This window comes from Clostridioides sp. ZZV14-6345 (assembly GCF_020657775.1).
Classification (GTDB): domain Bacteria; phylum Bacillota; class Clostridia; order Peptostreptococcales; family Peptostreptococcaceae; genus Clostridioides; species Clostridioides difficile_D.
In genome coordinates this window covers 24,378-43,498 of the sequence record NZ_JAGWCX010000017.1, presented here as the reverse complement: position 1 = coordinate 43,498, position 19,121 = coordinate 24,378, and the positions used below count along the sequence as shown (strand labels likewise).

Genomic DNA, 19,121 nt, shown 5'->3' with positions numbered 1-19,121 from the left:
GCTTTATGTAAAATATGAAGCTCTTTTTTTGTTATTCATTCTAAATTTTTATACAATCATACTAAATAGTATAATTTATTTTTCATTTTCATATAAAAACATTGGTATAGAGTTGTAAATATGTTTGTCTCCAACAACTAAGAGAATATCTCCCTCTAAAAATTCAATATATGGTCCAGGAGATATTATAAGTTCTTCACCTCTTTTAATTGCAACTATTGTAGCACCTGTATTTTGCCAAAATTTAGTTTGTGCAGCTGTTTGACCAACATATTTACAATTAGAATTTATTGTGAACTGAACGGGCACTAAAGGATTGATTATTTCAAGTCTGTTAGAATAGTCTAAAATTTTATTTATAGTATCTAATATTTCATTTTCTAAATTAGATTTAGTATCTATTAAATTATAAAGTGTTGATTTATATGATGATATATTTGTAATATCTCTATATTTTTTTATAAAAGAAGAAGCTTTGTCTGGAGATAGTACAATAACACCTTTACCCTTTATGCTTTTAACAACGCCAATGTCCTCTAAAATTTTTACAGCTCTTCTTATCGTTTCTGGAGATACATTGTATTTACCAGCCAAAACAGAGCGTCCAAATAATACTGAATCTTCTTGTATTTCGCCCGTGTATATTTTATTTGCAATATCCAATGCTATTTTTTGGTATATTGGCATCGTATAGTTTTTATCCATTGTTTTTCCCCCAATACAAAATTTATGTTAAAAAATATATAATCTTAACAATACTATTTTATAATTTATAGGTTTAGATGTCTACAATATGTACAAATATTGTGCATGTTTCAAAATAATATTTTAACTTGCATTTAGTATACACGATTTTATCATACTTAAAACTATATAAAGAATTGCTTATAAAAATATAAAGATATTTTACATACAAATAATGATAATTATATAGATGAAACAAACAAATGAATGAAGAAAAATGATTCTGTCTTGCATATAAAGTGATTAAAAATGAAAAATACTTTAAAAATGAAGGCTAAAGCCCTTGTTTTAAGCTGAAATAATTAATTATTAACTAAAAAATGGTAAAAGCATTTTTTGAAAAAGAAATACAAATGAATGCTTGATTAAAATAATTGCAAAAATATCCCTTAAATGGTAAAATTATATTAATTAAATGCAATATAATAGTTGTAAAAATAAAATTGAATACAAGTAATAAAATATTTCATGCAATATATAAAATAAACAAAATTTAAGAATTAAAACTACTTATTCTATCAAAATGTTAGCAAGGGAGGTCATAAATTGTATAAAGTAGATTTAAATAGTGATTTAGGAGAAAGTTTTGGAACATATAAAATTGGTTTAGATGAAGAGGTTTTAAAATATATTTCATCAGCTAACATAGCTTGTGGGTTTCATGCAGGTGACCCTAGTCATATGGAAAAAACAGTTCAACTTGCCAAAAAAAATGGAGTAAAAATAGGAGCACATCCAGGTTTTCTAGATTTAATAGGATTTGGAAGGCGTGAGATTAAAATAACTAGGCAAGAAGCTAAAGATTATACAAAATATCAATTAGGAGCTTTAATGGCATTTGCAAATTCAAATGGATGTAACATACAACATGTAAAACCACATGGAGCCTTATACAATATGGCAGCTAAAGATAAAGAGTTGGCTATGGGTATTTGTGAAGCTATATATGAAGTCAATAAGGATATTATACTGTTAGGTCTATATAATAGTGAAATGATAAATTCAGCTAAAGAGATTGGGCTTAAATTTGCAAATGAAGTATTTGCAGATAGAGCTTATGATAATAATGGGTTTTTAGTTCCAAGAAGTGTAGATGGGGCAGTTATACACGATACAAAACACGCAATAGATAGGGTTGTTAAGATGGTAAAAGAAGGAACTGTAGAAACTTTAACAGGTGAAGTTATAAATATAAAAGCAGACTCTATATGTGTACATGGTGATAATCCAAAAGCAATAGAGTTTGTTAAAGAAATAAGAAAGCGTTTTGAATTAGAAAATATAGAAGTTTGTCCATTAGAAAATATGGAAGTTTGTTCATCAGAGAACACAGTATAAAACTGATAATATGAGGGAGAGATAAAATATGAGTACAAAAAATATTACTGATAAAACAAAAAATAAAAAGGATGTTGGAGCACTTATAGGGGCAGCATTTATAATGGCAACATCAGCAATTGGTCCAGGGTTTTTAACTCAGACAGCACAATTTACTCAAGATTTTGGACCGAGTTTTTCATTTGTAATTTTAATTACAACAATTCTTTTTATAGGAGCTCAAGTAAATGTATGGAGAGTAATTGGTGTATCAGGACTTAGAGGTCAAGATATAGCAAATAAAATAATACCTGGATTAGGCTATTTAGTAGCTTTTTTAGTAGCTCTTGGAGGATTAGCTTTTAATATAGGAAATGTTGGTGGAGCTGCACTTGGTATGAATGTAATGTTTAATATGAATATGACATTAGGAACTATATTAAGTGGGTTGATAGCGATATTTGTATTTATGTCAAAAAATTCAAATTCTCTAGTAGATAAGATAACTAAGTTTTTAGCATTAGGTATGATAATTATAGTTGGATATGTAGCAATATCAAATCATCCTCCTATTGGAGATGCAGTTTTTAGAATGGTAAAACCAGAAAACCCAAAAGGATTGATATTCCCAATAATAACTCTACTTGGAGGAAGTGTTGGAGGTTATATAACTTTTGCTGGAGGACATAGATTAATAGATGGTGGAATAACAGGAGAAGAAAATATAAAAGAAATAACTAAATCTTCTTTTTTAGGGATATTAGTTGCAACAATGATGAGAGTTCTTCTATTTTTAGCAATATTAGCAGTAGTTTCAAAAGGTCTTCAACTTGACCCAGAAAACCCAGCTGCTTCAGCTTTTAAATTTAGCGCAGGAGCAATAGGATATAAATTCTTTGGGCTTGTATTATGGTCTGCTGCAATTACATCAGTTATAGGAGCTGCTTATACATCAGTTTCTTTCTTAAAGACACTAAATCCTTTTATAGAGAAATATGAAAAATATTTTATAATAGCATTTATAGCAATATCAACACTTATAATGGCATTTATAGGAAAGCCAGCGACTTTATTAATTTTAGCAGGGGCTTTAAATGGATTGATACTTCCAATCACATTAGGAATTATGCTTATAGCTTCTAAAAGAAAAGATATTGTTGGAGATTACAAACATCCTACATGGCTTTTAATATTTGGATTAATAGTAGTTTTAATATCTGCCTATACAGGAATAACTTCTCTTGGTAGTTTAGGTGCTTTATTTGCTTAATTTAAAAGAGGTGACATTTATGGAAACTAGATATTTGCTATCAGGAGATAAGGCAGTGGTTGCTGAATTTGGAAATGAGATATCAGAAGATATAAACAAAAAAGTAATTTCATTTATGAGAGCAATAGAAATATCAAATCTTAAAGGGATTGTAACAGAAATGGTGCCAACGTATAGGTCACTTATGATAAGCTATAATCCATTGAAAATAGATTTTGATAGTTTGATTGAGAGTCTGAAAAAAATAGAAGATAATTTGGAAAGTATAGTATTACCAAAACCTAAAACACATGAGATTCCAGTATGCTATGATGAGGTTTTTGGTATAGATATTAAAAATGTTGCCAGACATAATAATCTTACTGTAGATGAGGTTATAAAAATACACACAAGTAGAGAGTACTTGATATATATGTTAGGATTTACTCCTGGATTTCCATACCTAGGAGGTATGGATGAAAGAATAGCTACCCCTAGATTAGAGGTGCCAAGAACTAAAATCTATGGTGGAAGTGTTGGAATAGCGGGTTCTCAGACTGGTGTATATCCTATCGATAGTCCTGGTGGATGGCAAATAATTGGTAGGACACCTTTAAAATTATATGATGAAAATAGAGAGGAACAGATTTTACTTAGAGCTGGAGATTTTATAAAATTTGTTCCAATAACATTAGATGAATTTATAGAAATCGAAAAAAATAACTTAAATATTTAAATATCGTTATAGTACAGGGAGTGGTATATATGGGATTCAAAGTTGAATTAGGAGGTTTCCAAACATTAATACAAGACAGAGGTAGAGTTGGATATGGGCAATATGGTGTATCTGGATGTGGGGCAATGGATGAGTATGCACATAGAGTAGGAAATATATTGGTTGGAAATTCTGAAGATGAGGCTTCTTTAGAAGTTTTAATGTTAGGCCCTACAATTACATTTGATGAATATACGCAAATAGCAGTAACTGGTGGAGATTTAGGAGCTAGAATAAATGGAAAAGAGATTCAAAACTGGAGGTCATATCAAATAAATCCAGGTGATGTATTATCATTTAGAGGTGTGAAATCAGGTGCTAGAGCATATGTGTCAATAGCTGGTGGAATAGATATCCCACTTGCAATGGGAAGCAAGTCAACTTATACAAGAGCCAAAATTGGTGGGTTTGAAGGTAGAGCACTTAAAAAAGGTGATTATATAAATACTTTTATTCAGGAAAAAGATTTTACAATAAATAAAAAATTAAATTTAAAATATATTCCAACTTATAGTTCAGAAATCATACTAAGAATTGTAAAAGGACCTCAATTTGATGCTTTTTCTAAAGATGAAGTAGAAAAATTTTTATCAAATGAATACAAAGTTACAAATGAAATAGATAGAATGGGCTGTAGACTAGATGGAGAGAGTATAAAGCACCTTAATGGAGCAGATATTATATCTGACGGTATTTCTTATGGAGCTATACAAGTACCTGGGCATGGAAAACCTATTATAATGTTATCCGATAGACAGACTAGTGGTGGTTATACTAAGATAGGGAATGTTATAAGTGTAGATTTGTATAAGTTAGCACAAGCAAAGCCAAATGATGTAGTAAAATTTGAATTTGTAGATATATATGAAGCACATAGATTGTTGAGAGAACAAGAAGATAAGATTCAAGATATTTATAAGAGTATGAAGAATATAAGAATTGTCAAAGCAAAGGTATTAAGCGATATAGCAGTTTAATTTAAGATTAATAGATACAATTTTTATTAAAATTTAAAATATAACTTACAAATAGCTATTTACTATTTACCATAATTAAAATGGTTTAGATTAGTCAAATAGCTATTTTTTAGTTTGAGTAAATATATTAAATTTAAATAAATACTTCAATTTAAAATAAAAGTGATATTTAAATCTTTTTTAGTATCTATAAAAAGTAGATATGTTATATAAATCTTATTTAGATTTTATTGGCCAAATTGGAGGCGATATAACTCCATATCCACGAGCTATTGTATCTTTACTTGGATTGATGATTTTATGTGGTACATTAGATTTTATAAATGTTGAGTCACCTGGATTTAATCTTACTACCTTTTCACCCATACAAATATCAACCATACCACTCGTTACTACCATGATTTCCTCTGATGCATGATAGATATAATCTTTAGCATCTTCACTTTCTGGTCTAAGTTCAAATTCTACAAATAAAATTGAAGGTGTAAATTCAGATGTAGGCATTGGAGATACTATCTCGTAAAACATTTCACTTTTTGGAAATTTCATCATAACTCTATCTTCTTTTCTAATGACTAAATCATCAGTATTGTTATCATCCATAAACATATATAAAGGAGTGTCTAAAACTTCAGCAATTTTTCTCAATGAAGACAAGGATGGTTCAATAGCATCTCTTTCTATTTGAGAGATATAACTTATAGATAAATCTGTCAATTTGGAAACATCACTTAATGTTTTTTTCCTGCTTTTTCTTATATTTCTCATCTTTTCACCTAGCATAAGAACCTCCAAATAATAAAATTAATATAAAATATTCGCTTAAAACAAAGTAATTATAGCATAACATAGAAGTAGTGGCAATAAGAATACATAGTAGATTTTGACAATTAAAAATTAATTAAATGCAAATAAAAGCCTATGAAAATAAATTATTGCTGAATTAATACAAAGAAAATGATAGCAAAAAAGAATTTAGTGAAGGAGTATTAAGTGGAATAATATTATTACAGCATATTTTAGAAAATAATAAATTTTCAGTAAATTAGCTTGACATATATATTGAAGTAATAATATAATTTTAAGTATAAAATTTTAAAAATTGAATTATAACTTCAAAAAATAAGGAGGGTAATATGAAGATAACAGATATCAAATTTGAAAAGCTGAGAATTAAATTAAAAAAACCTGTAGTAGTTTCATTTGGAGTAATTGAATATGGAGAAAGTATAATTTTAAAAGTTGAAACAGATGAAGGGTGTTGTGGATTTGGTGAAGCAGCACCTCTTGCAGCAGTCACAGGTGAAGTTTTAGATAATGTACTTTCAGTATTACTTATGTTTAAAAAAGAGCTAATAGGGAAAGACCCACTAGATATTGAAACTATACATACAATCATGGATGGAATTATTATAGGTAATACTTCTGCAAAAGCGGCTATTGACATGGCTTTATATGATATTAAGGGTAAAATTATGAATGTACCTCTTTATAAAGTTCTTGGAGGATTTGATAATAAAGTTCAAACCGATATTACTATAAGTATAGATAAACCAGAAAAAATGGCAATAGAAGCTTTAGAAAGAGTTAAAGAAGGATTTAGGATATTGAAGCTTAAAGCAGGTATAAATCCTGAAGATGATATTGAGGCTGTAAAGCTAATTAGAGAAGCTGTTGGAGAGAGTATAAGAATTAGAATTGATGCAAATCAAGGATGGAACGTAAATAGTAGTATAAATACTATCAAAAGGCTAGAAGAATTTGGTGTTGATGCAATTGAACAAGCACTTCCACATTGGGATTTAGATGGTACTGCTTACATAAGAAATAAGAGTAATACAAAGATTATGATAGATGAATCGTTACATTCACCAGTAGATGCAATTAAAGCTATAAAAAAGAATGCAGTCGATACATTTAATATTAAGCTGATGAAATCAGGAGGAATATATCCTGCTATAAAAATCAATAACATAGCTGAAGCAAGTGGAGTAAATTGTATGTTAGGGTGTATGCTAGAAACGAGAATTGGTATAACAGCAGCAGCAAATTTAATAGCATCTAAAAAGAACATAACAGAAGCTGACCTTGATAGTTTTATGTTTTGTGAAGAATCAAAAAGTATATCTGGAGGATTTGTAATGGATGGAGATATTATGAATCTTGTCAATAAACCAGGTTTAGGAGTAGAAGTAAACTTATGATAAAATTGGAGGTTAAATATGAATACACTTTTTTCAAATCCAGGTAGTATACTTGCTGTAATGACATCAATGATTGCATTAGGTTTTTACTTACAAAGATACAAAGCCATTAAAAGCTTAGGACCAGCACTTACAATAATCATAATGGGAATAATACTTTCAAACTTAAAAGTAGTACCAGTAAGTACTGAGTTATATGGAACTATTTCTACATATGCTATTCCAGTTTCTATGACTATAATGCTGATGAGTGTTGATTTAAAAGAAATGACAAAGTTATCAAGAGAACCCTTGATTGCAATTTTTGTAGCAGTAATAACTGTAAGTATTATGGCATTTTTATTTGGACTAGTATTTGCAGAAAAAATATCAGAAGGTTGGAAAGTTGCTGGAATGTTTGTGGGTACATATACTGGAGGAAGTGCTAATCTTACAGCCATTGGAACAGGTCTTAATGTAAGTAGACAGACTCTTGCTGCTGCAAATGCAGCAGATTATGTAATTGGAGTACCAACATTGATATTTATGTTTGCTCTACCAGCTATACTAAAAAATTCAAAGAAGTTTAAAAAACTTTGGCCATATCATGTAGAAGAATCGGAATTAGAGGATTGTCAGAATGAAGAATTTATGGAGTCAAAAGAATGGAGTATTAAAGATATTGCTTGGATGTTGGCTATAGGTTTTGTTGTTACAGAGGTTGCAACAATACTTGCTGGATATTTTAATTCAAGTTTTAGTAGTGCAGCAAGAATTCTTTTAGTCACAACAATTTCAATTATAATTGCTCAATTAAAGCCAGTAAAGAAATTAAAGGGAAATTTAGATTTAGGATTATTTGTTGCATTATTCTTTTTATGTACTATAGGTTTTTCAGTAGATATAAAAGAGTTTTTAGGCTCAACTTTTACCATAACACTTTACTGTTTTAGTATAATTTTTGCTTCATTTGTTTTCCATTTATGTATAACTAGACTTTTAAAGATAAAGTATCAATATGTAATACTTTCTATAGTAGGAGCAATTGCTGATGGTCCTACTTCAGCTTTAGTAGCTGCTTCTGCAAAATGGAATTCACTTGTAAGTGTAGCAGTCGTCATGGGAGTAATTGGTGGAGTATTAGGAAATTATGCAGGTATCTCAGTGGCATATGCAATAAAGATGGCTATAGGATTATAGGAGGTGCTTTAATTGGCAAAATTTAAGTTATATATATCTGGATTATATAGTGGAAATGTAATCTTTGATGATAATTTGTTACTTGAAAAATTGAATCCTTTTACAAATAAAATAGAAAGCTTAAAACAAATAGATACGGAAGAAAATACATACTATTTAAATCTTACAAAAATAGATTTAAAATTTTTATTTGATAACTTTGATGTATATACTGAAAGTTTAGTGAACACAGATAAAGACAGAGTTATAAATAAATTGGGAGAAACATACTCTAAGCTTAATGAATACATATGGGTTCAAAGAAATAAAAAGTTTCCACTAGATATAATTATTGTGGATAATAAAATAGTCGGTTTTATCTGTTTGTCTAGAGAAACTTGTACTATATTAATTATGGATGGATATGAGGATTATACTATATTAAAAGAATGGAAGAAAACTCATAAAAACGAGGAGATATATTCTATAAAATTTGGTGGAAATTATATGATTGATATGAAAGATGGAATAAGACTTTCTACAGATGTATATCTTCCTAATTTTGTAGATTCTACTAAAAAAGCACCAACAATACTTATGAGGACCCCCTATGGAAAAGAAAATGATAAAGAAATATATTATAAATACGTACAAAGAGGATATGTTGTTGTAATACAGGATGTTAGGGGAAGAAATGAATCAGAAGGTAAGTGGGAACCTATGATTCATGAGAAAGAAGATGGAGATAGTACTATAAATTGGATAGTATCACAAGATTGGTCAAATGGAATAGTTGGAATGCTTGGAGCATCATATCTTGGTTATGTTCAATGGGCAGCTGCATCTTCAAGTAACAAGCATCTTAAGGCTTTGGTTAGTATAGTAACATCAGGAAGCCCTTTTATTGACATACCAAGAAAAGGAGGAGCTTTTGTCTCTGGTATGCTTGCATGGGCATTTATGGTATCAAGAAATAAAGTTGATAGAAGTAAAATGGTAAGAAATGACTGGGATGATGTTTTAAATATAAGACCAATAGAGAATATACCTGTTGAAGCTCTTGGATATAGAATTGAATTTCTGGAAGAATGGCTAAAGAGAGTAGAAAAAGATGAATACTGGGATATGATGGATTGGCATCTACAAAAAGAAAAAATAAATGTACCTGCGTTGGTTATATCTGGGTGGTATGATGATAATGGTATGGGAACGACAGAGGCCTTAGATGTTATAAAGGATTATGAAAAAGGAAAGAGAAAGGCTATTCTAGGTCCATGGATGCACAATTCAAATACTTTAAGAGATATAAATGGTATTTCTTTGGGAAATAATTCATTAAGATATGATTTGGATTATAATTATCTATTATGGTTCGATAAATATTTAAAAGGTATAGAAAATAATATAGATAAGACTGCTTCGATAGAGTATTACTCTGTAGGTTCTAATGAGTGGAAGACAGAAGAAAATTGGCCAATAACAAAAAAAATTGATAAAAGTATGTATCTAATGAGTGATGGAGATGCTAATACATCTTTGGGAAATGGAAAATTAGTATTTGATAGGGCTTTAGAAGAAAAGTGTGATAGTTATATATATAATCCAAAAGACCCATCAATACAACTAATTGATATGTCAGAAAATGAAGTTGGTGTCCCAAACAACTACAAAGATTTGGAAAAAAGAAGTGACATGTTGTGTTATACATCAGATGTTTTTAGCGAAGAATTTACTATAACAGGTGATATAAAGTTAGAGTTCTTTGCATCAAGTTCTGCCAGAGATACTGACTGGGTTATAAAAATTATGGATGTAGATTTAGATGGAAATTCAATTAAATTAGCTGACGGTATACTTAGTGCTAGATTTAGAAATGGTTTTTATAAGTCAGAGTTTATGGAAGAAGGAGAGATTTATAAGTTTACGATTATAACCTCAAAAATATCAAATACATTTAAAGTTGGTCATAAAATTAGACTAGATATAACATCTAGTGCTAAAAACTTTATTTTCCAAAATAGTAACACAACAGATGGTTACAATAGTACTGAGTATATAGAATCAAAGAATACAATTTATCATGGAGGTAAATATCCATCTAGATTAATATTGCCAATAGAAAATAAATAAGTTTATATGTATTAATAAGAGGCTTATCTCTATATTTGAGACAGCCTCTTATTCTTTAGCCTCATTATTTTGTAGCTGCGACAACGCTCATTTCAACTAATAAATGCTCTCTAGCAAGTCTAGCTTCAACACAAGCTCTAGCAGGCTCAAATCCTTTTTCGACCCAAGCATCCCAAGCAGAGTTCATAGCTTCAAAATCTTTCATATCTCTTAAATAAATAGTAACAGATAGTAAGTGTTGTTTATCTGAACCGTATTTGTTCAATAAATCTTCTACTTTAGCTAAAACTTCAGTAGTTTGTTCAATTATTCCGCCTTCAGCATGAGTTTGTCCACATAAATAAACTGTATTGTTATGAACTACAGCTCTACTCATTCTTCCAGTTCCTTCATATCTTTTTATTTCCATATTTTAAATACCTCCATAATTAAAAAGTCTATTAAAAATCTAAATAATAAATTAAAAAAAGTCTATACTATATAAAATTATATTATATATTCTGATAATAATCCATAAAAACATATAACTTTTTAACTATAATTATTATTGTTATTAATTGAAAAGATTTATTAGTTACTTGACATAATTTACACTTTTAATTATAGTATAAATTGGAATATTTAGATAATTATTATTTAATGTATAAAGTCTAAGTCTTTAATTAATAAATACAGCTTTATATATTTATATAGAAAAGAGGTAAATATGAGTAGTACAATCAAATCAAATAGAATAAAGGGTATAATGTTTATAATAGCATCAGCTCTTGGCTTTGCAATGATGTCTGCATTTGTAAAACTAGCTGGAGATTTACCAAGTTTTCAAAAAGTGTTCTTTAGAAATCTAGTATCAGCTGTAATAGCTTTTTGGCTTATCATAAAACACAAAGGTAGTCTAACTGGTAAAAAAGAAAATTTAAAAGTACTTTTATATAGGTCAATATTTGGAACTCTAGGAGTAATATTTAACTATTATGCAATTGACAGGTTGATGCTTTCAGATGCAAACATGCTAAATAAAATGAGTCCATTCCTTGTAGTTATATTTTGTGCAATTGCTCTAAAAGAAAAAATAAATGTAAAGCAGATAGGAGCTATTATAATTGCATTTATAGGAGCTTTATTCATAATAAAACCAACATTTAGTGTAGAAGTAATTCCATATCTTGGAGGAATTGCAGGAGCTGTATTTGCAGCAATGGCATATACTTGTTTAAGAGTTCTTGGAGATAGAGAAGATTACTACACAATCGTATTTTTCTTTTCAGTTTTTTCATTAATTACTGTAGGGCCAATTGCTTTTGCAGTATACGAACCAATGACTCTTATGCAACTTATATATCTATTACTAGGTGGAGTATTTGCAAGTCTAGGTCAATTTGGAATAACTTTAGCATATAAGTATGCACCTGCTAAGGAAATTTCTATATTTGACTATAGTAATATAATCTTTTCAGCAATTTTAAGTATATTCTTATTCAATGTTTATCCAGATATGTTAAGTGTTGTTGGATATTTAATAGTATTTTCAGCAGCTTTTTATATGTTTTTATACAATAAGAAATTAGATAAATTAGATAAAGAAAAGAAGAAGTAAGCTAGATAAAAGTGTTCTTATAATTTATATTGAATATTTAAGTCTTTGTATTAAAGAAAATTGAGTTAAAATGTTTGATATATTGACTTATAACAGCAGTTAAAATTGAAAAATTATAACTGCTGTTTCTTTTATTAAAAATATCCAAATGTCTATAAAAATAGACTATAATAGAGTAGTATAAATAATATAAAGGGGATAAATTAAAGTATGGAAAAAGTGAAAGTTGCTGTGATTGGAGCAGGTAATAGAGGAACATATGCATATGCTCCATATATTTATGAAAATTCTGATGTATGTGAAATAGTTGCTGTAGCAGAACCTAAAAAAGGAAGACGAGAACTATTTACACAAAAATATAACCTAGATAGTAAAAATGTATTTGAAACTTTAGAAGACTTTTTTAAACAGGACAAGATGGCAGATGCAGTAATAATAGCTACGAATGATGATAGACATTATGATGTAGCAAAACTAGCTCTTGAAAAAGGTTATCACATATTATTAGAAAAGCCAATGTCTAACAGTTTGGATGGTTTGGTACATATAAATGATTTGTGTGATAAGTATAAAGATAAGATTTTTATGATTTGTCATGTACTTAGATATTCTCCATTTTATAATAAGTTAAAAGAGATTATAGAAAGTAAAAAGTTAGGAGAACTTGTTAGTATACAGTACAATGAAAATATAGGATATTGGCATTTTGCACATAGCTTTACTAGAGGGAATTGGAGAAATAGCAATGAAACAAGCCCTTTAATTTTAGCTAAGAGCTGTCATGATATGGATATTTTATTATATTTAGTAGGAAGTAGATGTAAAAAAATATCTGCATTTGGAAGTTTAAAGCATCTTAATAACCAAAATGCTAGTGGAGAGATGGCACAAAATTGTCTTCAGTGTTTAGTCGAAAAAGAATGCCCATATTCAGCAAAGAGAATTTATCTAGAAAAAGATAGAAGTATAAATAGAGCTGTTCATATAAATCCAACTAAAGAGAATCTATTAAATATACTTAAGACAAGCTCATATGGAAGATGTGTTTATAGATGTGATAATAATGTTGTAGATAATATGGTAAATATATTACAGTTTGAAAATGGAGTGACAGCCACTTTTAATTTATGTGCATTTACTAAGGAAAATGGAAGAACTATAAAGTTGATGTTTAGTCATGGTGAAGTTGGTGGAGACTTAAATAAAAATGAAATAAGGATTAAAGAATTTGGAAAAAATGAAGAGATAGTTATAAATCCATCAAATCAACAGAATAGGGTAGAAGAATACGATAGAAATCTTATAGCTGAATTTATTAAATTAGTTTCTAGTAAAGAACTAGAGAAAGGTAAAGTAGCAGCAAAAGAAGCGATACAAAGTCATGTAATGGCATTTGCAGCTGAATATGCAAGAGTTAGTGATGAGGTAGTATATATAGAAGAATTTTTTGATAATGCCAAACAAATGACTAGAGAGATAGAAGAAACTATATTTTAATTAAGAAAAACTTGTTAAATAAAATAAAGATAGATTAGGTAATAGAAATACAAAAGATGTGTTCTATTAAAAAATCTATCTTTTTTTAAGGTTTTTTCTTATCCCTATCAAAAAAATCCATACATTCGGATAAAAGATAAGAAAGTAAAGCAAATAAGATTTCTGTACTTAGAGGAATCATTACTGAATCCATAAATGTATCAATTATGTTCATAGCTAGAAAAGTTAGTATAAAATCAATTATAAATTCGCAAATTTTATATATTGAGTATGGTAATTTGTTTACATATCTGAATATATCTAAAATAGTAGTGCATAGAAAATCAATTGGAGTAGTTATACAAAAGTATATTAAAAAGAAAATTAGTACAGCTCCAAGAGATTTATATTCAAATCCTAAGAATGATAAGAAGCCAATTCCTATAACCGTGAAAATACAAAAAGTTATACCAAAAAAAACAGCAAAAAATAAAAATACAGAAATAAATTCGCCTAAAGGAATTCTTCTTTTATTACTTATCTTAATCAACTCCTTAATTTATATAAATAATAACATTCTTAAAAACTCATAATAGTCTTCTGTTTCAAATAGTATTGTTTGAGAATCTATTTTCTTCATATTTGGGTAAAAAGATGCTTTAAAAGCTTTGTAATGTTCTCTAAATTTTATTTCTATTTTAAATTTATATGGTAATTTTATTAAATGTCTAGATAAATCTCCAGATAAAGACTTTTTAACACCCTTCTCTATTTTTTTTAGTGCAAGATTTGGGTGTATTGAAATTGAACCATTTCCAATTCCTTTTGACACAGGCACAGTGACTATATTTGGATTTAATTTTTTTGCACTCTCACAAAGCATTTCATCTCCACTTAAAAATGCTACAGGGATATTATAGTAAATTCAGATGCTATTTCATCATTTATTTTAAAATAGTCATAATCAATATCCATGGTATGAGAAAGTGGATTACCATTACAAGTAGCTCCAGAATGATAACCAGTGAATATACATGCATCAAAGCTTTCATCAATTCCAGCCATCATAACTAGTGGGTCTTTAGTCCATCCTCTAAGTATTTTAACATTTTCAGGTAGAATATTTGGATTAATATTTCTACCACTATCATGTGCATCTTTGACGAGTATCTCATGCATACCAGATTGAGTAGCTCCATCACATGCAGCTGCTATCTCTTTACTCATCTGTGTTCTGTAGTGCTGTGAAAATTCACATTCAAGTTTTGTTTCATCCCAATTTACAATGCCACAAGTTCCTTCTATCTCAGCACTTAAATACAATTTCATAATATATACCCCCTTACGTTTATTATTAATGATAATAACAGATAACAGGAAATAATACATAATCAATAGAGGGCATAAAAATATTATGTCTTACTATTAATTATTATTAAATCTGTAACTGAAAAATAACTAAACTGGTATTAAAAAATATAACACTAGGTGTCATATATTTATCTAATTTTTTATATATAATATTTATATAAAATTGTAACATATAAGTGGTTACATTTACTAGTTTAACATAGTTAGGTATTATTTTTAAGTTAAATTAATTATTATAAAATAGTAGAGTAGAAGAAAAATTTAATTTATTAAGGATATATTATAATAATTTGTTGATACCAATATCACTCAGAACATATAAAATTACTATAAATACTTGAAATGAATGAAAAAAGAAGGTGTTTCTTATGGTTAAGTTTTGATTAAATTAGATTGTTTACAGAATCTATTGCACTTATTTGTATAAATCAATAAAAAGAAGAAAATAGAGAGTTATTTAGCAACTATACTTAGTATGCCAAAGCACACTCTATAGTTGCTGAATAACTCTCAAAACTTAAATATATTATTTTAGAAATATATTATTTTAGTTATACTTTTTATTTTTAAAACAAGCCTATGAAAGCAAAGAAAAATAGTTTAAAACTCAAATTCATTTTCCCAATCAAATTCTCCTGATTTTTCTACACTTTTAGGCCAGTGACTACACCATTTAGGAACTGATGGATTTTCAACCCTATCAACGCTTGGAGTATATGGTTTTAAGTCAATAACAGGACTATTATCATTAGCATCAATATATGGTATTTTTATTATACCATTTTCATGGTCTATATTGATAATTTGTACGGTAGTCAATGCTATTGGGTTGGGTCTAATAGGTGACCTTGTTGCAAATATTCCTATAACATTTGGACCATTTTTATAAGGTTTTGGAGTTTCTAAAATACTTCTTAGTTCAGGATTATCGAACCCATCAGCCCACCAAAATACATTTAAATGGCTAAAGTTATCGAGTTCATTTAATGCAGGTATGTATTTTTTGTTTAATTTAATAAATACTTCTTCACCTTGAATACATATTTTACCTATAGGATTTACTAATATTTCTTTCATAATATTACCTCCAATTATTTGGTTTGTCTTTTGTAATTTTATAGTACAGCGTGACACCATGTGAGGGTCAATATAAAAAATAATAGATAAAAATATTAATAATTAAAACGATAATACATTTTTTACATGAAGCATGACACCAGTAATAAGACAATCTTCATCAATATCAAAAGTAGAGGTGTGCAGAGGAGAAACAATATTTTTTTCTCGATTTGCACAACCAAGATGGTAAAAAGCTCCTTCACAGTACCTTAGAAAATATGAAAAGTCTTCAGCACCAAGAGTAGGTACATCTTTAATAAGAATATTTTCCTCTCCAAGCAATTCTACAGCATTTTGCTTAACATAATCTACTAGACTGTTTGAATTAATAAGGGCTGGATAACCCTCCTCAATTTCAACCGAAACACTTCCTCCAAATGTCTTACAAGTAAAATCACAAACTTCTCTAATTCGTTTTTTTGAAAACTCTCTAGTTTCTTGAGTTAAAGTTCTCAAGGTGCCTTTTATAATAACCTTATCACAAACTATATTTTCTTTGATTCCACCTTCAATTTTTCCTAGAGAAATAACCACAGAATCAGTAGGGTTTGTGTTGCGACTAACGATTGTTTGTAGAGCTGTTATGATATGAGCAGATATAACTATAGCATCAATACCTTGATGTGGATAAGCTCCATGACATTTTGAACCATGTACAGTTAATCGAAGTGTGTCAGTGGAAGCATTTAAAGTGTTGTATTTTAATTCAATTAGATTTTTATCAATGTTAGGATTTACATGAAGACCAAATATATATTTTACATCTGGATTTTCAAGACATCCATCTTCTATCATAAGTTGAGCGCCACCAATAGTTTCTTCAGCAGGTTGGAAAAAGAATTTTACGTTTACATTTAGATAATTCCTTAATTTAAATAGTATATTACAAGCACCAAGTAAAATAGCAGTATGTGCATCATGACCACATGCATGCATTTTACCAAGATTAATGGATTTATAATAAGAATTAAGTTCTTCTGTTATAGGTAAGGCATCTATATCAGCTCTTATCGCAACTGTTTCTAAATTTGGATTTACATTTATATATGCAGTTATTCCTGTATGATTTTTATATTCAATGTAACTTATACCTATTTCACTTAAATATTTGATAATTTTTTTCTTAGTTTGAAATTCTTCTAACCCAAGTTCTGGAGTCTTATGTAAATCCCTCCTTATATTTATAACCCAATCATTTATCTCATAACAAAGAGTTTTTATATTAATCATAAACACATCCTAACTATATTAAACTATATTAAAAATTTATTTTTCTTCATTAATTATATTATTCTATATAAATCATTATTCTGTATCAAGTGCAAATAAAATATCTTATAATTATAGTAGAGATACTTAGCATGGATAAGAATATATCATTTTAGAATAAGAGGTGTTTAAATGTTAGGAATAATTGCGCCATCTGGGCCATTAAGAAATACGAGTTTGGAGGAAATAAAGTTTAATTTAGAGAATTATGGTTATGAAGTTAAATTTTCTGAAAGTTGCAGTTTAAATTATAAAGGTTATTTAGCTGGTAATGATGATATTAGAGCAAAAGATATAGAAGATATGTTTTTAGATAAAGACGTAGACATGATTATGTGTTTAAGAGGAGGTTATGGCACAACAAGGATATTGGACAAAATAAATTATGAGATAATAAAGCAAAATCCAAAACCATTTATAGGTTTTTCTGATATAACAGGACTAAACCTAGCTTTCTATAAAAATTGTGGTCTTTTAACATATCATGGAATAATGGCAGCAAATGTAGTCAAATGGGATGAGTTTACCTATAAATCTCTAATAGATGCTTTGGAATTTAAAGATGAACTCTATTTAAAAAACCCAAAAGAAGAAAAAATTTATACTGTATGTGAAGGTAAAGCAGAGGGAATAATAATGGGAGGAAATTTATCCTTAATAATTGCTACAATGGGAACTAAATATGAAATAGATGCAAAAGATAAAATTTTATTTATCGAGGAAATTGGAGAATCTCAATATAAACTAGATAGAATGTTAACCCAACTATATTCTTCAGGAAAACTTGATGAATGTAGTGGTATAATTTTTGGAGATTTTAAGGATTGTATTGAAGAAAAAGATTTAATAGAACTACTAATGGAGTTTGCCAAAAAGGTCAATAAGCCTGCTATATATAATCTTCAATCTGGACATTGTATTCCAATGGTGACTATTCCTTTGGGTATAATGTGTGAATTAAATGCTACAGAAAAAATGGTTAAATTAAAAAAATAGTGTGTATATAAATATAACAGAAATATGGTATAATCTTATACAAGTAAAAATTTAGCTAGGAGGATGAAGAATGTCTGATGATAGAATAATAGACTTTAACGAACTAAAGAACAAAGTTAAAGATTCTGATGTAGATAAATTTGAGCAATATATATATAACTTATATTTTTCTGTTATGGATGGGAAGATGTCTATGGCTGAGTTTTCAAGAAAAATATTTGATTATATGAGGGATAACAATATATCTCAAGAAAAATTTATGAAAATACAAAAGCAATTTATGGAGAGATATGGCATGGATACCGAAGAAGTAGAAAAACAACTTAGAAGTTTTGGAATCGACCCTTCTGCAGCAGGTTTTATGAGTAATAGTGCTTCCAGCAAAGTATCTACAGAAGATTTAGAATCATTCAAAAAGAGTGCAGGATTTTATGAGAAATATGGTGAAAAAATTCAACCAAAGAGTTGCATAACAACATTTATAAAAAATGATTTGAATGATATTAATGTGATAATTGACCAAGAAAAGATAATGCTTTGTAGTGATAAAAAAATAAATCTTATGGACTCAGAACTAAATGAGTTTTTATTAGAATATAAGAATATGTTTAACAAAAAAATAAAGGTAGTAATGTGTGAAACTACAAATAAATATGACTATTAAAAGATGGATTTAACTACTGAAGCAGTATTGATTAGTAGTATAACTTAAAAATAAAAATCGCAATTTATTATTCCT

At 28.4% G+C, this 19,121-nt stretch carries 17 protein-coding genes and 1 pseudogene; 11 read left to right on the top strand and 7 right to left on the bottom strand.

The window, feature by feature from the left end; all coding sequences use genetic code 11:
• Nucleotides 1–75 precede the first annotated feature (75 nt).
• Nucleotides 76–705 carry a TrkA C-terminal domain-containing protein gene (locus KGF39_RS06470; protein ID WP_054273367.1) on the bottom strand — a complete coding sequence of 210 codons (630 nt, stop codon included), beginning with the start codon at nt 703–705 and terminating at the stop codon, nt 76–78.
• Nucleotides 706–1,290: 585 nt separating this feature from the next.
• Here KGF39_RS06470 and KGF39_RS06465 point away from each other — a divergent pair.
• From KGF39_RS06465 to KGF39_RS06450, 4 genes are read left to right on the top strand one after another with little or no spacing between them, the layout of a single operon-like run.
• A complete protein-coding gene (locus KGF39_RS06465; RefSeq protein ID WP_054273368.1) occupies nt 1,291–2,082 on the top strand; it encodes a LamB/YcsF family protein in 792 nt (263 codons plus the stop codon).
• 28 nt (nt 2,083–2,110) lie between these two features.
• Entirely contained in the window at nt 2,111–3,331 is a 1,221-nt protein-coding gene (locus tag KGF39_RS06460; protein ID WP_107595349.1) for an NRAMP family divalent metal transporter, read from the top strand.
• 19 nt (nt 3,332–3,350) lie between these two features.
• Nucleotides 3,351–4,046 carry a 5-oxoprolinase subunit PxpB gene (pxpB, locus tag KGF39_RS06455; RefSeq protein WP_107595348.1) on the top strand — a complete coding sequence of 232 codons (696 nt, stop codon included), beginning with the start codon at nt 3,351–3,353 and terminating at the stop codon, nt 4,044–4,046.
• 29 nt (nt 4,047–4,075) lie between these two features.
• Nucleotides 4,076–5,062 (top strand): biotin-dependent carboxyltransferase family protein, encoded by a 987-nt coding sequence (locus tag KGF39_RS06450; RefSeq protein ID WP_227821641.1) that lies wholly within the window; start codon nt 4,076–4,078, stop codon nt 5,060–5,062.
• 216 nt (nt 5,063–5,278) lie between these two features.
• On the opposite strand, the gene KGF39_RS06445 is transcribed toward KGF39_RS06450, so the two are convergent.
• A complete protein-coding gene (locus KGF39_RS06445) occupies nt 5,279–5,845 on the bottom strand; it encodes an XRE family transcriptional regulator (protein WP_227821640.1) in 567 nt (188 codons plus the stop codon).
• 353 nt (nt 5,846–6,198) lie between these two features.
• Here KGF39_RS06445 and KGF39_RS06440 point away from each other — a divergent pair, with 353 nt between their 5' ends.
• Genes KGF39_RS06440 through KGF39_RS06430 form a run of 3 tightly spaced genes read left to right on the top strand, consistent with a single transcriptional unit; the run spans nt 6,199 to nt 10,554 of the window.
• Nucleotides 6,199–7,266, top strand: coding sequence for a dipeptide epimerase (locus KGF39_RS06440; protein WP_227821639.1), 1,068 nt, complete (start codon nt 6,199–6,201; stop codon nt 7,264–7,266).
• Nucleotides 7,267–7,284: 18 nt separating this feature from the next.
• Nucleotides 7,285–8,445 (top strand): DUF819 family protein, encoded by a 1,161-nt coding sequence (locus KGF39_RS06435; protein ID WP_227821638.1) that lies wholly within the window; start codon nt 7,285–7,287, stop codon nt 8,443–8,445.
• A gap of 12 nt (nt 8,446–8,457) precedes the next feature.
• Nucleotides 8,458–10,554 carry a CocE/NonD family hydrolase gene (locus KGF39_RS06430; protein WP_227821637.1) on the top strand — a complete coding sequence of 699 codons (2,097 nt, stop codon included), beginning with the start codon at nt 8,458–8,460 and terminating at the stop codon, nt 10,552–10,554.
• Between the two features lie 64 nt (nt 10,555–10,618).
• Here KGF39_RS06430 and KGF39_RS06425 read toward each other — a convergent pair whose 3' ends face one another.
• Complete coding sequence (locus KGF39_RS06425; protein ID WP_227821636.1) at nt 10,619–10,963, bottom strand: RidA family protein; 345 nt, start codon at nt 10,961–10,963, stop codon at nt 10,619–10,621.
• Between the two features lie 297 nt (nt 10,964–11,260).
• Here KGF39_RS06425 and KGF39_RS06420 point away from each other — a divergent pair, with 297 nt between their 5' ends.
• Both KGF39_RS06420 and KGF39_RS06415 read left to right on the top strand, forming a co-directional pair.
• Nucleotides 11,261–12,151 (top strand): DMT family transporter, encoded by an 891-nt coding sequence (locus KGF39_RS06420; RefSeq protein ID WP_107595344.1) that lies wholly within the window; start codon nt 11,261–11,263, stop codon nt 12,149–12,151.
• A gap of 210 nt (nt 12,152–12,361) precedes the next feature.
• Complete coding sequence (locus KGF39_RS06415) at nt 12,362–13,648, top strand: Gfo/Idh/MocA family protein (RefSeq protein ID WP_227821635.1); 1,287 nt, start codon at nt 12,362–12,364, stop codon at nt 13,646–13,648.
• Nucleotides 13,649–13,733: 85 nt separating this feature from the next.
• Here KGF39_RS06415 and KGF39_RS06410 read toward each other — a convergent pair whose 3' ends face one another.
• From KGF39_RS06410 to KGF39_RS06395, 4 genes and pseudogenes are all read right to left on the bottom strand, one after another.
• Nucleotides 13,734–14,177: a regulatory YrvL family protein gene (locus tag KGF39_RS06410; protein WP_079740004.1), complete on the bottom strand. Its 444-nt coding sequence runs from the start codon at nt 14,175–14,177 to the stop codon at nt 13,734–13,736.
• Between the two features lie 9 nt (nt 14,178–14,186).
• A pseudogene (locus KGF39_RS06405) lies at nt 14,187–14,956 on the bottom strand (M55 family metallopeptidase).
• Nucleotides 14,957–15,598: 642 nt separating this feature from the next.
• On the bottom strand, nt 15,599–16,075 hold the full coding sequence (locus KGF39_RS06400; RefSeq protein ID WP_054273381.1) for an SAM-dependent methyltransferase: 477 nt from the start codon (nt 16,073–16,075) through the stop codon (nt 15,599–15,601).
• Between the two features lie 102 nt (nt 16,076–16,177).
• Nucleotides 16,178–17,347 (bottom strand): M20 family metallopeptidase, encoded by a 1,170-nt coding sequence (locus KGF39_RS06395; RefSeq protein WP_227821634.1) that lies wholly within the window; start codon nt 17,345–17,347, stop codon nt 16,178–16,180.
• A gap of 171 nt (nt 17,348–17,518) precedes the next feature.
• Here KGF39_RS06395 and KGF39_RS06390 point away from each other — a divergent pair, with 171 nt between their 5' ends.
• On the top strand, nt 17,519–18,382 hold the full coding sequence (locus KGF39_RS06390) for an LD-carboxypeptidase (protein WP_227821633.1): 864 nt from the start codon (nt 17,519–17,521) through the stop codon (nt 18,380–18,382).
• Nucleotides 18,383–18,452: 70 nt separating this feature from the next.
• Nucleotides 18,453–19,046, top strand: coding sequence for a DUF3867 domain-containing protein (locus KGF39_RS06385; RefSeq protein WP_054273384.1), 594 nt, complete (start codon nt 18,453–18,455; stop codon nt 19,044–19,046).
• The last annotated feature ends 75 nt before the right edge of the window (nt 19,047–19,121 follow it).